This window comes from Mesorhizobium sp. LNJC405B00 (assembly GCF_000502615.1).
Taxonomy (GTDB): domain Bacteria; phylum Pseudomonadota; class Alphaproteobacteria; order Rhizobiales; family Rhizobiaceae; genus Mesorhizobium.
On record NZ_AYWC01000010.1, the window covers coordinates 40,922 to 56,800 of the forward strand.

General features: G+C 63.0%; 11 protein-coding genes. 5 read left to right on the forward strand and 6 right to left on the reverse strand.

Annotated features, from left to right (window positions below):
• Window positions 1-45 precede the first annotated feature (45 nt).
• Both X756_RS146745 and X756_RS146740 read right to left on the reverse strand, forming a co-directional pair.
• Window positions 46-444, reverse strand: a complete 399-nt coding sequence (locus X756_RS146745; RefSeq protein ID WP_023730568.1) for a rhodanese-like domain-containing protein — start codon at window positions 442-444, stop codon at window positions 46-48.
• 61 nt (window positions 445-505) lie between these two features.
• Window positions 506-1,114, reverse strand: a complete 609-nt coding sequence (locus X756_RS146740; protein ID WP_023710494.1) for a TetR/AcrR family transcriptional regulator — start codon at window positions 1,112-1,114, stop codon at window positions 506-508.
• 97 nt (window positions 1,115-1,211) lie between these two features.
• Between X756_RS146740 and X756_RS146735 the strand changes: the two genes are divergently transcribed.
• Both X756_RS146735 and X756_RS146730 read left to right on the forward strand, forming a co-directional pair.
• A complete protein-coding gene (locus X756_RS146735) occupies window positions 1,212-1,958 on the forward strand; it encodes a 3-oxoacyl-ACP reductase family protein (protein ID WP_023730569.1) in 747 nt (248 codons plus the stop codon).
• Between the two features lie 212 nt (window positions 1,959-2,170).
• On the forward strand, window positions 2,171-4,051 hold the full coding sequence (locus X756_RS146730; RefSeq protein WP_023696140.1) for a murein L,D-transpeptidase: 1,881 nt from the start codon (window positions 2,171-2,173) through the stop codon (window positions 4,049-4,051).
• Window positions 4,052-4,148: 97 nt separating this feature from the next.
• On the opposite strand, the gene X756_RS146725 is transcribed toward X756_RS146730, so the two are convergent.
• From X756_RS146725 to X756_RS146715, 3 genes are all read right to left on the reverse strand, one after another.
• Window positions 4,149-4,619 (reverse strand): hypothetical protein, encoded by a 471-nt coding sequence (locus X756_RS146725; protein ID WP_023668992.1) that lies wholly within the window; start codon window positions 4,617-4,619, stop codon window positions 4,149-4,151.
• A 91-nt stretch (window positions 4,620-4,710) separates the two neighbouring features.
• Entirely contained in the window at window positions 4,711-5,451 is a 741-nt protein-coding gene (locus X756_RS146720) for a lysozyme inhibitor LprI family protein (RefSeq protein WP_023730570.1), read from the reverse strand.
• 83 nt (window positions 5,452-5,534) lie between these two features.
• On the reverse strand, window positions 5,535-5,792 hold the full coding sequence (locus X756_RS146715; protein ID WP_023668990.1) for a PepSY domain-containing protein: 258 nt from the start codon (window positions 5,790-5,792) through the stop codon (window positions 5,535-5,537).
• A 357-nt stretch (window positions 5,793-6,149) separates the two neighbouring features.
• Between X756_RS146715 and X756_RS146710 the strand changes: the two genes are divergently transcribed.
• Window positions 6,150-7,922: an adenylate/guanylate cyclase domain-containing protein gene (locus X756_RS146710; protein WP_023730571.1), complete on the forward strand. Its 1,773-nt coding sequence runs from the start codon at window positions 6,150-6,152 to the stop codon at window positions 7,920-7,922.
• Between the two features lie 129 nt (window positions 7,923-8,051).
• Window positions 8,052-12,374, forward strand: coding sequence for a cytochrome P450 (locus X756_RS146705; RefSeq protein WP_023730572.1), 4,323 nt, complete (start codon window positions 8,052-8,054; stop codon window positions 12,372-12,374).
• Window positions 12,375-12,403: 29 nt separating this feature from the next.
• Here the strand turns inward: X756_RS146705 and X756_RS146700 are convergent, their stop codons facing one another.
• Window positions 12,404-13,090, reverse strand: a complete 687-nt coding sequence (locus tag X756_RS146700; protein WP_023668987.1) for a Crp/Fnr family transcriptional regulator — start codon at window positions 13,088-13,090, stop codon at window positions 12,404-12,406.
• 508 nt (window positions 13,091-13,598) lie between these two features.
• Here X756_RS146700 and X756_RS1000000166765 point away from each other — a divergent pair.
• Window positions 13,599-15,863 (forward strand): DNA/RNA non-specific endonuclease, encoded by a 2,265-nt coding sequence (locus tag X756_RS1000000166765; RefSeq protein ID WP_050589284.1) that lies wholly within the window; start codon window positions 13,599-13,601, stop codon window positions 15,861-15,863.
• Window positions 15,864-15,879: the final 16 nt, after the last annotated feature.

Genomic DNA, 15,879 nt, shown 5'->3' on the forward strand with positions numbered 1-15,879 from the left:
TTCCAATGGGTGTATTGTCGACTCCGACAACGCCGGAGCGGTGAGCTAACCGTTCTTCTTGCCGCCCGGCTCGACGGGCAATCCGGCCGCCTTCCAGGCGGTATAGCCGCCAAGGATGTGCTTGACCGGCGACAGCCCCATATCCTGCGCCGTCTTGGCGGCCAGCGCCGAGCGCCAGCCGCCGGCGCAAAAGAAGACGAAGCTTTTGCCCGAGGCAAAGAACGGCTTGTGGTAAGGGCTTTCGGGATCGATCCAGAATTCCAGCATGCCGCGAGTGACATGTTTGGCGCCGGGGATCTGGCCGTCCCGCTCGATCTCGCGTGGATCGCGCAGGTCGACGAAGATGGTGTCCTCGTCGTCGAGCAGCCCGGCCGCTTCCTCGGGCGAGACCACCTCGATCTCGGCATTGGCCTCGTCGAGCAACTCGCGATACCCTTTTTTCACGGATGATCCCTCCCGGCGCATTCGCCGCCGACTGGATTTCCAGCACAAGCTCCGCGCTTTGTCACGCTGTTCCGACCAGCCCCTGCCACGCCGCCATCGCTCCGGCCACTGTGGCCATCAGCGCTTCGCACGAGGCGCCGTCGCGGGCCTGGATCGACATGCCGTGCTGGACCGTCGCATAGAAGGTCGCCGCCGCGTTGCTGTCGAAGCCCGCCGGCAATTCGCCTTCCGCCACACCGCGTTCCAGCCGTCTCAGCAAGAGGGTGTGGTTTTCGGCGCGGCGGCGGCGCAAATCATCGCAGATCGCGCCGCTGCTTGAATCCTGGTGCAGTGCGCCCAGCGCGATGAGACAGCCCTGCGGGCGGTCGTCCTGAGAGTACGCTTTTGCCGTCTGGCGCAGGAAATTCTCGATCGCCTGGCATGCCGTCGGCGCTTCGTCCAGCGCGCTCCAGATCTCGGTGCCTTCGTTGCGGGTGTAATACTCGGTCGCTTCCAGAAACAGCGCCTCCTTGCTGCCGAAGGCGGCATAGAGGCTGGGCGAGCTGATCCCCATCGCCGCGGTCAGGTCGGCGATCGAGGTGCCCTCATAGCCTTTGGCCCAGAACAGCTCCATCGCCTGCCGCAAGGCGGCGGTTCGATCGAAGGTGCGGGGACGGCCTCTTTCCGGCATGATGATCTTTTCTGTGTTGACCGATACATAATTCACTTGACGTCGCGAGGCAAGGTTGCCAGATTTATGTATCGATCGTTATATAAAGGAGCATGACATGTCAACGAACGGATTGAACGGCAAGGCAGCACTCGTCACCGGCGGCAGCCGCGGCATTGGTGCTGCGATTGCCAAGCGGCTCGCGGCCGATGGCGCCGACGTCGCCATCACCTATGTCAACAGTGCGGCGCCGGCCCAAGCTGTCGTCGCCGAGATTATAGCGGCAGGTGGTCGCGCGATCGCCATCCAAGCCGACAATCGCGACGCTGCCGCCATCGAAAATTCGGTCACCGAGGCGGTGAATGCCTTCGGCCGGCTCGACATCCTGGTCAACAGCGCCGGCATCTGGCGCGCGGCGCCCATCGAACAGATGTCGCTGGCCGACTTTGACGAGACCATTGAGGTCAATCTGAGAGCGCCGTTCGTGGCCTCGAAGGCGGCAGCGGCTCACATGGGCGAGGGCGGCCGCATCATTTCGATCGGCAGCAATCTGGCCGAGCGCGTCACCGACACCAGCCTCAGCGCCTATTCGACCAGCAAGGCTGCGCTGGTCGGCCTGACCAAGGCGCTGGCGCGAGACCTCGGTCCGCGCGGCATCACCGCCAACGTCGTTCATCCCGGTTCGACCGACACCGACATGAACCCGGCCCAAGGCCCGCATGCCGAACACCAGCGGCGGAAGATGGCGACGCCCCGCTTCGGCAAGGCTGACGAGATCGCCGGCATGGTTGCCTGGCTCGCCGGTCCGGAAGGGCGCTTCGTCACCGGCGCCGCGCTCACCATCGACGGTGGCGCCAACGCCTGAAGCAGCAGCCGCTTTGACCGGTCTGGAGCGGCAACGCCGCTCCAGACGTCACGATGTTGTGAAACCGTTCTGCAACAGGCCTGCGGAAATTTATGGAAGCTTAACGAAATCGGTATGAATCGGTATAGTAGCGCCTTACATCCGCCATGCGGTTGGCAAGATCGTCTAGCGGCGCGGAACGGGAGCCGGCTTGCAGCCGGAGCGGGTGATTAATGAAATTCCTCGGAAATAAAGCCACCGTGATGCCGCTTGCAGTGGCGGCAGCACTGGCCTTCGGTGTGCCGCAGGCAAGCGCGCAAGGCCTGTTCGACATGCTGTTCGGCGGTGGCGTCAAGCACAGGCCGCAAGGCGAATTCCCGCCGCCGCCAAAGCGCAAGCCGAAGCCCGCCGTATCGGGCGGCGGCGGCACCAGGATCAGCAGCCCGTCCTACTACACCTACAAGGCCGACCGGCTGGTGCGCGTCGACTTTGCCGCGTTGGTGGCAGCACCTCCCCAGGTGGCAACAGCTGAAGACGCCGCCTTTGTGCCGTCGGCGACCAGCACTGCCTTCCGCGAAGCCGTTGCAGGCCTCAGTGACTATGAACTCTATGCCGAGCCCGATATCGCCAAGGCACTGATTGCCTATTACTCTGCCAATCCTGATTTCATCTGGGTGAACGAGGGCAATCCCAATGCCCGCGCCCAGGATGCGGTGCGGGTGCTTGGCGAAGCCGCAAGCTATGGTCTCACGTCGGCCGACTACACGGTCGAGGTGCCGGCAGCCAACGCATCGGCAGTCGATGCCGACGCCCATCTGAAGGAACTCGTCCGCTTCGAGATGGCGCTGTCGGCGCGCGTACTGCGCTATGCCCGTGACGCCCAGAGCGGGCGCGTCGATCCCAATCGCATCACCGGCTACTATGAATTTCCGCCGAAGCCGGTCGACATGGAAGGCGCGCTCAAGACGCTGGCCCACACCCAGGAAGTGCGCACCTACCTCGAATCGCGGCACCCGCAGAACGCGGAATATCAGGCGCTGCGCGTCGAACTTGAATCGCTGCAGGCGAGCGCCGAAAACGAAATCGTCGTCGATCCCAAGCTGTTGCTGAAGCCCGGCGAGACCAGCGCCGAACTGCCGAAGCTGCTGACGCTGATCGCGCGCAATCTCGACGACGAGATGGGCGGCGCCTATGGCGAGATCCTGTCTCGTCTCGGCACCAGCGATGTCTATGTTCCCGAACTGGTTCCGATCATCAAGGCCGTGCAGGTGAAGGCCGGCATGAAGGGCGATGGGGTCATCGGCCCGCGCACCGTCGCCTCGCTCGCCGGCGCATCCAAGGCAGACAGGCTGCAGAAGGTGCAGGTTGCGCTGGAAGAGTTGCGCTGGCTGCCGTCCGATCTTGGTAGCCCGCGGGTCTTCATCAACCAGCCTGCCTTCACCGCCAGCTATATCGACAATGGCGAGGAGAAGCTGAAGACCCGCGTCGTCATAGGCCGGACCACCAACCAGACCGCCTTCTTCTTCAAGGAGATCAAGCAGGTCGATTTCCATCCCTATTGGGGCGTGCCGCAGTCGATCATCGTCAACGAGATGCTGCCAAGGCTGCGTAGCGATCCGGGCTATCTCGACCGTGCCGGCTACGAGGTGACCGATTCGCGCGGCAGGCGGGTTCCCTCTTCCTCGGTCAATTGGGGCGCCTACGGCGCCAACATTCCCTACAGCGTGCGCCAGCAGCCGAGCGAAGCCAATGCGCTGGGCGAACTGAAGATCCTGTTCCCCAACAAGCACGCCATCTACATGCACGACACGCCGCAAAAATCCTTCTTCCAGCGCGATATGCGGGCGCTCAGCCATGGCTGTATTCGCCTTCAGGATCCACGTGGGATGGCGGCGGCGGTGCTCGGCGTCTCGGTCGACGACATCGCCGAAAAGCTCAAGCACGGCCATGCCAGCGAAGACGTGACACGCACGATTCCCGTCTATGTCTCCTACTTCACTGCCTGGCCGGACCTGTCCGGCAAAGTCGAATATTTCAACGACGTGTACGACCGCGACACGCGGCTGATGCAGGCGCTGGACGCGACCGAAGCGGTGCGTTCGCCGACGAGCTGAACCAGCGGAGTTCCTCGTTCAACGAAACGAGGAACTCACTTTGTCTCTCTGGTTTTATTAGATTTTTGGCCGATAGACGGTCGCCCGTTTCCTGCGATCAGCGCTGGATGAGCGGACGCCGGAAGCCGGCGTCGCGGCCCGCGATCAGCCAATAGACCAGGCCGGCTACGAGGCCGGCGGCGGCGATGATGCCGATATCGGCCCAGCGTCCGGCATCCTCTTCCGCGGCCGGCCAGACCAGGAAGAAGCCGGCTGCAGCGGCAGCGGCGCCAAACAGCATGTGCACCAGGAAATTGCGCAGGGCAAAGAATTCGGCGAGCAGCGCGAAGATCAGCGTCTGCAGGCCGGTCAGCACGATCGTCAGGAAATAGACGACCATGCCGAGCGGCGGCCACAGCAGCACGACAATGGGCGAAAATTGCATGGCGCCGAAATAGTCCGGCGCGTTGGGCAATACGGCGAGTGCGCAATATATCGCCACGACCGCGAACAATCCGATCAGCACCGAAACGAAATAGCCGGCAAGCATCATCAGGATGCGCTTCAAAACATGCTTAACCATGGCCATGCACCCCCGTGCCCTGCAACTGTTACGCGCACTCAGCCATCAAAGGCGGATCGGCGCAAGAGTGCATCCAGCAGTGCTTTGCGGCAAATCTTCAGGCGCCGCCGCATAGATGTTGTGAATCCGGCAAAACCCATGTGCCTTTTATCGTGAGGTCGACGCCGTAATAGACCCGCCCGCGCTCGTCGCCCTGCGGACAATCCCTCGGGATCGATATCAGGCACATGACGACAGGATCGCCGGCTTTCGAACTGGCAAGGCCAGGCTCCCGCTCGTAGGAAACCCCGGCGCCGCCATTGCTGAACCGCGCCAGGCTGCCGGCTTCAGGGCCGGCCGTTTCCAGCGGGTCGTCGCCGAGCCGCGTCGTCAGCGCGGTGATGTGGGTCAAGGCGCATTGGCCGATCGACGAGGGCAGGGGCTGGTCGGGGCTGCCCGGATGGCGGGCCGCGGTGTCGAGCGCCTTCTTGCCGATCAGGGCGATGTTGTAGTCCTGCACCCAGGACGGCGCATTGCCGTAGGTCTGCAGCGCGTTGTTCTGGGCGCTGACGATGCAGGCGGCATCCTGCCCACAGGCGTTCCTGTCGGCGATGAGCGCACGGGCGATCTTGCGCTTGTCGCCGCCAAAGGCTGGCTCGAAACCCGTAAAGGCCTCGGCCACCAAGGCATCAATTGCCGACAGTTGCGGGTCGGCACAGATCGCCTTTTCCACCGGCAGGCTGGCTTTGCGGCAATCGAAGGACGGCCCGTCGGCACGCGCTGGACCAAGGCAGACCGCCGCGCCAGCCAGTGCGACGACAAGCGCAAGCGAGTTGGCAATTCGATTGGAAGAAAGCATGGTCGCCCCGTTGTCCGACAACTGCCACCATCGTAGGCAAAAAACGTGGCGGACGGAATTGCCGAAGCGGTGCGGTATCGGCGCTATTTCGGTTCGGCGGTCACGGGATCGAAGGTGATTTCGACTTTCGCCTTGTCGGCGGTGTAATAGGTGACGGTGTACCCGTCCTTGTCCCAGTCGACCTCCTTAACATAGCGAAAGCCGTCGCGCTGCTCGACCTTGGCGATGATTGCCGACAGTTTCTGGGCATTCGTCGGCGGCAGTGGGCTGTCATCCGCGGCAAAGGCCGTCGAGCCGGCCAGAAGAACGACGACACCGGTCGCCAGAACAAGATTTCGCATGATTACCCTCATTTCACGTTGGTATGAACCGCACCGGAAACTCGCAGGCAGCACAGTTTGTTCCGAGATGTGACGTCGCGCAGCTTCCGTGAAGCCCTAGATCGCCGCGCTCAGAGCGACGGCACGCCAATATTTGCGCCAACCGCCGGCCAACCATGAGTGCTGCCACGGCCCGCGCTGGACAACCCGATGGTGGTAGAGCTTTGCCCAAGACCCTGCTAGACTTCTGGTCCTGGCGGGGTGGCATGGCGCGCCAACCCCGCCGGAATCTTCATCTCTCAGCGCGCGGCGAAGTGTTTCAGGAACGGGTCGTCGCCTGTGCTGGACCAGAACCAGAAAGGGAGCGGGGGCTCGAACATGGCTGTACGGAACTACACCCGTCAGCTGGCGACAATCATTTCTATCGATGCCGTCGGGTTCTCCCGGCTGATGGGCATCGACGACGAGTCTGCTGTCGCGGCATTCGAGGAACGGCGCGACATCATCGCCGACAGCTGTGGCACATTTGGCGGCCGCACGTTCGGCGACGCCGGCGACAGCATCATGGCCGAGTTCGGCAATCCGATCGAGGCGTTGCGCGCGGCCTTTGATTTCCAGGGCCGCATCGTCGCCCTCAACGCCGAGGTTGCCGACGACATGCGCATGCCGTTTCGGGCCGGCATCAACACCGGCGACGTCATCGTGCGTGGTGGCCGCCTCTACGGCGACGACGTCAACATCGCCGCGAGAATCCAGGAATTCGCGCCGGGCGACGGTCTCGCCGTTTCGGAGACGACCTGGCACCATGTGAAGGACAAGACGGCGGCCGAATTCACCGATCTCGGCGAATTCATGCTGAAGAACATCGCCTTGCCGGTGCGCGTTCTGATCGCCGGCCGCAGCGGCAACGGATCCTCGCCGGCGGCGTCGTTCGCGGCCATTCCCCAGGCCAATGCGCAGCAGAAGCTGTCGTCCAAGGGGCCGCCGGCGATCGCCGTCCTGCCCTTCCACGCCGATGGCGGCGAGCATGACATCGGCTACATGGCCGACGGCATCGCCGAGGACATCATCTATGGTCTATCCAACACCAGATGGCTCTCGGTCATCGCCAAGGGCTCCAGCTTCCAGTTCCGCGACGACACGCTGGGCACCCGGGTGATCGGCAACGCGCTCGGCGCGCGCTACATCGTCAGCGGCACGCTGATGCGCAATGGTGGCCAGATCCGCCTCAACACCTCGCTGGCCGACGCATCCAACGGGCGGCTGGTGTGGTCGCAGCGCTTCGATCGCGATCTGGTCGACATCTTCAACCTGCGCGACCAGATCGGCGCTGAGATCGTTTCGATCCTCGACAAGGAGGTCGACCGGGCGGAACAGGCACGCACCTTCCAGGTTCCCTGGGAAAGCCTGGAGACCTGGCAACTGGTGCGACGGGGCCGCTGGCACATGAACCGGCGCACCCGCGGCGACACCGAAACCGCACTCGAGTTCTTCCAGAAGGCCTACCGCGAAGACGCCAATTCGAGCGCCGTGCTCAACGAACTGGCGTGGTGGTATTTCTGGCGGGCATGGCTGCGTTTCGGCGACAGCGACGATTTGAACAAGGTCGAGCAGTTTGCCCGCAAGGCGTTGCTGGTGGACAGCCTGGATGCGCGCCCGCACGCCCATCTCGGCGCCGTCGACATCATGCGCGGCGAACCGCGGTCGGCCGTCGACCATCTCGAGGAAGCGATCCACATCAATCCGAGCTTTGCCTTCGCGCGCTCGGCCATGGGCAGCGCCCAGCTGCTGCTCGGCAATGCCGCGACCGCGATACCGTTCTTTCTCGATACCGAGCGATTGAGCCCGTTCGACCTCTACCGCTTCCACAATCTGGGGGAACTGACGGCGGCCTATTGTTTGGTCGAGAACTGGCCGGCGGCGATCGCTGCCGCTGACCGCTCGCTCAACCTGTCTCCCGGCTATTTCTATTCCAGGTTCCTGAAGATCGGCGCGCTGATGCGAAGCGGCCGGCCGGAACAGGCGCGGCGCGAGATGACCATTTTCACCACCCGGCATCCCGATTTTTCAGAACAGCGTGTGCGCTGGATACCGTTCACCGACAAGGCCGCGAACGAGATCCTCGTCGCCAATTTCCGACTGGCCAAATGAACATGGCGTCAATGCAGGCTGGAACATGGACCAACTGTGAAAAGATTCACATACGTGCAACCGATGCAAACCTAGGCGTTGAACGGCCGGCATCGCAATAACGTGGATAGCCGGGGGGCTTGAACGCGCATGACCGAACTGAAGTATTTCGACGCTATTCGCGTGGCCCAGAAAAACCAGCGCCCGCTGTCGGAAATGCCGCCGTTCGATCTCGGCCGGATCCGCAAGACAGGGCTGATTGCGCGCATCGTCGGGTCTCTGGCCGAAGACCCCCGCTGGGCGCTTTCCCTGTTGCGGCGTATCCGCCCGACCGGCAAGCTCTTCGGTGTTCTGGTGGTCACCAAGAACGCCGATGTCCGCGACATATTGGAGCGCGGCGACGAATTCCAGACCCCATACGGCCCGGAAATGACCGAGCTTGCCCGCGGATCGAACTTCATCCTCGGCATGCAGGACGGCGCCGACTACCGGCGCATGAAATCGTCGGTGCTGAGTGCATTCCCGCCGGCCGAGGTCGAAGCCGCCGTCAGGCCGATCGCGGCGCGTCATTCGCAAGAGATCATGACGCGCGCCAGCCCCGGCTTCGATGCGATCTCCAGGTTGATGAAGATCGTCCCGGTGCACATCTGCCGCGATTATTTCGGCGTCGAGATGGACGATGAATCCGAATTCGCCGACTGGGCGATCGCGCTGAGTGCGCTGTTCTTTTCGGACCCGACGGCGAGCCCCGTCATGCGCGAACTCGCAGTGGTGGCGGGCGACCGTCTTCTCAAAGTCATTGATCGCTCCATCCAGTCGGCTAGGGACCGGGGCTTGAAGGCCGAGCAACCGCTGGCGAGGCTGGTTGTCCAGATGGATCAGGGCCGCCTGTCGCGGGATGACCTCAATTCGATCATGCTGGGCATGATCGCCGGCTTCGTCCCGACCAATGTGCTGGCCGCCGGCAATTGCCTCGACGTGATCCTGTCGCGGCCCGACGCACGGCAGGCTATCGATGCCGCATTGGCCGAAAACGATACCGCCAAGCTCGACAGGGCCGTCCTTGAAGCCATGCGCTTCAAGCCGATCTGGGTCGGCCCCTGGCGCTACACGGCCCGCGACGCGATCATCGGCAAGGGCACGCGCCGCGAGCGCCTGGTGAAAGCCGGCACGGTGGTGATGCCGGCGACGCTGTCGGCGATGTTCGATGCGGACGCCGTGCAGAACCCGGACCAGTTCGACACATCGCGCCCGCATCGCGACTACATGGTGTTCGGCCACGGCATTCATCAGTGCATCGGCGCCGAGATCGCCAGGATCCAGATCGGCGAAAGCCTGCGCGCCCTGTTCCAGAAGCAGGGCGTGCGCCGCATGCCCGGCAAGGCCGGGCGGATGACCCGCATCGGCGCCTATCCCGAAACCCTCAAGGTCGATTTCGAACGGGCAGAACTCTGCCGCACCGTAACGCAGTCCATGGTGACGGTGGTCTGCCCGGTCACCCGATCCGCGTCGCTGGATGCTGTCCGCGACAAGGTTGCCAGCCTCGGCAACCCGGCCGTCGAAGATATCCGCACCGCGCTCGACATTGCCGGCACCGTCCACTTCACCAGCCTGACCGTGGTCGGCACCGGCGAGATCGGCGCTGATTCCGGTCAGGAAAAAGGAGCTCTGGTTCTCGAGATTTCCGGTGACGGCAGCATCGACGATGTCATCGATGCGGTCACGCACGCCATCGGGCACCGGCTGCGGCCGATCTTCAAGGATGTCTGCGATCTGCGCGATGGCGGCGCATTGAACGATTTCCTGCGCAAGCACAATGTCGACATATCGCCGTCCTTCGGCAGCAATGCCGGACTGGTGTTTTCGGGCACGCCGGGGCACTCGGTCCAGCGTATCAAGGCCGAGCAGCAGCTTTTCGAAGCCGTGCGCGACATCGTCGAGCGGCCACGCAAAGGCGCCGGCAACGCTCCTGCCGTGCTCGCTGAAGTTCGCCAGCATGTCCAGTCATTAGGGACGTTTGCCTGGGCGTTCGAGCCGGCCGAGAGCCTGCTGGAAAAGCCGCCGGGTCATTGGGGCCGTGCCCTGATGACGACGTTGCTGGTACCACCGGTCTTCGTCACGGTGGCGATCATCTGGGCTGCTTGCTGGTACATGACCTACAGTGTGGTGTTCGGCAGATCTATCGACATCAGTTCCCAGGAAATCTCCTTCACCGCCATAGCCGTAGCAATCACCTCACTTCTGTTGTCGGGACTTGGAGTGTCGGTGGCAGCGGCGCTGCTGGCGTTTTCGTGCTTGCTGGCGCTGCGACGCCGCGAGGACAGGGATCGGCCGGAAAGCACATCGATCGGCATATCTGAATTGAACGCGATACTCGTCAAGGAGGGCCACGCGGCACAAAACCATCTGACTGCGATTTCGACGATGAAGGCCGGCATTCTGCGGCGGCTGGCGCTCAGGTTTTCTTTCTACCTGATCTCGATAGCTGCCCAGAAGGTATTCAAGCCAGGCTTCCTCAACACCATCAACACCATCCATTTCGCCCGCTGGATACTGCTGCCCGGCTCCAACCGATTGATGTTCTTCTCCAACTACGGCGGCAGCTGGGAAAGCTATCTTGAGGACTTCATCGCCAAGGCGTCCGCTGGCCTGACCGGCGTGTGGAGCAACACCGTGGGCTATCCACGCACACGATGGCTGTTCCTGGACGGCGCGCGCGACGGCGATCGTTTCAAGCGCTGGGCGCGGCGCCAGCAGGTGCCGACCCTGTTCTGGTACTCCGCCTATCCCCAAATCAACACAGAGCGCATCCGGATCAATTCCCGGGTCAGGCGCGGCATTGCTTCCGCCGTCGGCAACGAGGCGCGCGACTGGCTGAGCTTGTTCGGTTCGCTACGGCGCCCGGCGAGCGAAACAACCACCGTTCAAAAGACCACTTCGCTGCTGGCCAATATCAGCTCTGCCTTTCCGGCGCCTCTCGAACAGCAGCTGGAAACCGGCGAGATCCAGTCCATCTTCTTCGGCCCGCTCGGCCCGCTCGCTTATTCGCATATGCTTGCGATCCGGGTGCCGGACAAGTTGCCGGCGCCCAAGCGCAGAGCCTGGCTCGATTTCGTTGTCGAGCAGACGAGTTTCGGCGAAGGCAGGCCCGCCGGGCGCGCTATGATAGTCGCCTTTGGTCCCGGTGGCCTGCGGCAGTTTGGGCTCGACGAGGGTGTGGAGGGCGATCCACTGGAAACATTTCCGATCGCCTTTCGCCATGGCATGGGCAACCCCGAGCGTAGGCGCATACTGGACGACCGAGGCCGCGACGGCCCGGACGAATGGGAGTGGGGGTCGCTGGAGAACCCTGTGGACCTGGTCATCGTCTGCTATGCTGAAGACCCGGGACGGTTGAAGACCGAGATTGCCACCGTGAGACGAAAGACGACCGGTGCAGGCATGAAGGTCGTCGCCGAACTGCCGCTCGCCGTAAACCGGGGTCCGACCGACACGAAGACGAAATCGTCCGACGGGGCAAAGCGTGACGATCGGTCGGAACGTGGGCCAGCCTACGAGCATTTCGGTTTCGCGGACGGGATTTCGCAGCCGATTGTCCGGGGCACGACCCGCGCCAGCAGGGGCGCCGCGCCCATGCATCTGGTCGCGCCCGGCGAGTTCCTGTTCGGCTATCGTGATGAGCATGGGTTCTATCCAGCCTCGCCCTCGGTAAGCGCATCACGCGATCGGACTGGAATCCTTTCGCAGGTGCGCCGTAGCCGGCTGATTCCGGGCCTGCCGCCACCGCCGCGCGATTTCGGGCGCAACGGTTCATTCCTGGTTATTCGCCAGTTCGAGCAGCACGTCGACGTCTTCAACAACTACTGCAAAAAGGCTGCAGCCTTGGTCGCGAGCCAACTCGGCAACCAAGCCATCACGCAAGACTGGATTGCCGCCAAGATGCTCGGCCGCTGGCAGAACGGTAGCTCGCTGGTGCGCAACCCCGATCATCCGGGACGCGTCATCGACAACAACTTCGCCGCTGGCGCCGAGGATCCGCAAGGCCATCGCTGCCCGCTTGGTGCCCACATTCGCCGTTCCAACCCACGCGACTCGCTGGGTGAGGACCGCGATACGCAGATCAATATCGGCAAGCGCCATCGTATCCTGCGGGTCGGCCGTACCTATGAGAAGCAGGACGGCAAGAATGGCAAGGTCGAAAAAGGGCTGCTGTTCATGTGCCTCAACGCCGACATAGAGCGCCAGTACGAATTCATTCAGCAGACCTGGGTTTCGTCGGCCACGTTCCAGGGCCTCGTCGCTGAAAAGGACCCGACGATTGGTTCGCGCAGCGGTGATGGCAGGTTCACCATTCCGTCATGGGAAAAGGTCACGACGCTCCGTGACATGCCGCAATTCGTCACCACCAAGGGTGGTGGATACTTCTTCATGCCCAGCCGCTCGGCGCTGCGCTACCTGATTTCGCGGCTCTGAGTCTTAGCCGGGGCTATTCGGGATCGGCGTCAGTCGTCGTCCTGCGATTCGGCGATATGGCGCAGCGCCCCGGTGTCGGTGATGCGCAGGCCGCCGCGTTTGATGGCAATGAACGAGCGGTTGCGCCAGTCGTTGAGCGTCTTGTTGACGGACTCGCGCGTGGCGCCGAGGAACTCTCCGAGTTCCGATTGCGAGATCGGGATCCAGCCGGCGCTGTCGGCCATCACCTTGGCCAGGAAGACCAGGCGTTTGGCGAGCCTCGCCTCGATGCCGAAGAAGGCCTGGTCGCCGAGTTCGCCGCTGACCCAGCGCAGCCGGGCGCACAGAAGTTCGATCATCGCGCGTGCCAGCGGTGGATTTCTCTCAATGCGATCAAAGAGTTGTGTCCTGCTGAGCGAAACCAGCTCGCAAGCGGTCAGGCAGATGGCGGTGGCGGTGCGTGGCCGCCCGTCAAGCGCGCCGATCTCGCCGACGAGGCTGCGCGACAGCTCGATATTGGCCACCAGCTTCTGCCCGCCAGGCGAATAGATCGAGATTTCCACCGTGCCGCTCATCACCCCGTAGATCCGGTCGGCGGCATCTTCCTGGACGAACAGATGCTGGCCGGCGGCGTAGCGCTCGACCTTGCAGCCGCTGAACAGGATATCGAACAGCTTTGGATCGATGCGTGCCAGGCGCGGCAGATCGTTTCTGTCGTTTGGGCCGCCAAAAGCCATGTTCCAAATTCCCAATTGCCGCAATCGGCGAAGTTTAAGGGCCGAAGTCTAAGGCAAGAGTGCACCGCGTCAAAGGCCGGCGTTCATCCCTTGCGATTACGCCTTGTAAAGGCTTGGCGCAGTGGTCGCGCCCAGTGCCTGGCTCGTGCCGGGCGGAAAGCCGCCTGCACGCGCGGCGAGAGGAGCCGCGCGTGCAGGCGCCAACTGATAAAAATGGATAGGTGATAAAATTTCTGTAAAACCGAGCGGCCGCAATGGCCCTTCCACCCGTTGCGATAGGTGGGCGCAAACAGCGTGAGCGTCTGTGACGGAGATCACATACAGCATCGCTGAAATAATGCGAGCGTCATACATCGCGCGAGCGACTGCGGCAAAGAGACATGCCGACGTTGCACTCCGGTCATCTTCGACGCGAGTTGATTTGTTTCCTTGCCTGCCAGTCAGAATTGCACCAGTCTAAAATGGGGCAATACACTTCTTTTCTTCGACAGAACCTTTGAGGGCGACTATGCCGGTCAGCAGAGAGCAGCGAATCCGTCAATATCTCGATCTCGTCACCGGGGGCGAGGGGACTGAATCAGTCCTCGGCAACGTGGAGACGATGGCAGGCGGCGCTCTGGAATCCCTTGCGCCTGCGGAAGCCGGCAAGACGGAGGCGGCGTTTGAATCGGCGCGCGCTGGCATGGAGAGCCTCGCGCGGGGCGCCGAAGTCGCGCCCGAGCAGCTTTCCGATCTGGAAGCCATAATCATCCCGGAGTTGCGGCCGGTTTATGACATCAAGGATGGCACCTTTACGACGCTGACTATCGACGGCGCTCCGACACCTGGCCATTCGCTGTGGACGAAGCTTACCAGCGAGGCCGCATTGAAGCAGCGCATCGAAGCCGCCCTGCCGGCGATCGGGCGTATCGAACTGTTGTGGAACACCAATATCCCTTACGGCGGCACGGGCTTCGTCGTCGGCCGCAACCTGCTGATGACCAACCGTCATGCGGCGCAGATATTTGCGGACGGCCTTGGCGACCGCAATGTGCAATTCATCAACGGCCGCGCCGCCGGCATCGACTTCAAGCGCGATTCGGCGGCGGGAAACGTCTTCAAGATCCGCAATGTCCGGATGATCCATCCCTATTGGGACATGGCGATCCTCGAAGTCGAAGGCCTGCCCGACAACATCACGCCGCTGTCGCTCGCGGTCGCCGACGCGCGCGATATGCTGCGCCAGGAAGTCGTCGCCATCGGCTATCCCGCGTTCGACAATCGCAACGCAGTCGATGTCCAGAACGAGCTCATGCGCAATCGTTTCCAGGTCAAGCGCCTGCAACCGGGCATGCTGCAGGGCGGCTTCGATACGGAGAGTTTCGGCAAGATCGTCAGCGCGGCGACACATGATTGCTCGACCACTGGCGGCAACTCCGGCACCGCCATGATCAACCTCGCCACCGGCGAGGTCGTGGCGCTGCATTTCGCCGGCCGCTATCTCGAGCGCAACTACGCCGTGCCCACCGGCGCGCTCGCCAAGGACCAGCGTGTCGTCGACCTCGGCCTCAATTTCGCCGGCGCCGCCAGCGGCGGCCCAAACGATTGGGGCGCATGGTGGAACAAGGCGGACAGCGGGTCGCCGGCCGAGGGCGTAAACCTGGTTGAAGTCGGCGGCGTCCAGCAGATCCCGGGCGTCGCCACTCAGACGCCTCCATCCGGAGGTGTCGTCGTTTCGCCGGGCGGCAGCGTCACCTTCGAAGTGCCGTTGCGCATCACCGTCTCGCTCGGCGCAACGCCTGCCCATGAAGCGGTCACGGAATCGGTCGAGCTCGAAGCGGCCAAGTCGACCCCTCCAGGCGGCGCATTCGTTCCCAAAACGGTCGCGGACTATGCCGGCTATAAGGGCTACGACGAGAAATTTCTCTCTGGCGGCACTAAACTCGGGCCGGTCGTTGTGCCGATGCCTGAGGCCACCGACCTCTCAGTGCTGGCGCCGCTCAAGGCCGGCGGCACGCAACTCGACTACCAGAATTTTTCGCTCAAGATGCACGCCAAGCGGCGGCTGGCGCTGTTCACCGCCTCCAACGTCACCGAGGAGAGCAATCTGCGCGAGCCGGAAAAGGGCCGCAACTATTCGCGCGGCGGCCTGTTCAGCGAGCGCTGGTTCCCGGATCTGCGGCTCGACGACAAGTACCAGATCCCCGACGTCTTCTACACCCAGGATCAGGGCGCCTTCGACAAGGGCCATATCGTCAGGCGCGATGACGTGGCCTGGGGCAGCACGTTCGAGCTTCTGCTCAGGGGCAATGTCTGCTCCTTCCATGTCACCAACTGCTCGCCTCAGGTCGAAGGCTACAACCGCTCCGACAGCGGCGAGAAGAACTGGGGCGATCTTGAGAACCACGTCCTGTCGGAGGCGGCCAGCGAGCGGCTGTGCGTCTTCGCCGGGCCGGTCCTCGCCGAAGACGACCGGACCTTTGCCGGCAAGGGTCCCAAAGGCACCAGCCTTCGCGCGCCGGTGCCGCGCCGCTTCTGGAAGGTGATCGTGGCGCGCGTCACAGACGGGCTCGCCAGCTATGGCTTCGTCCTCGAACAGGATCTGTCGGACACGGAGCTGGAGTTTGCCGTCTCCGACGAATTCATCGGCGCCATGTACCCGCTAACCGAAATCTCCGAAATGACCGGCATCACCTTCGACAAATCGATTGTCGACGCCGACCAGTACGAAACGGTTCGTGGCGGCGAAATTGCAATGCGGGCGGGATCACGCAAGCGGAAGAAGAAGGCTTAGGGTCGGAGGGAATCCC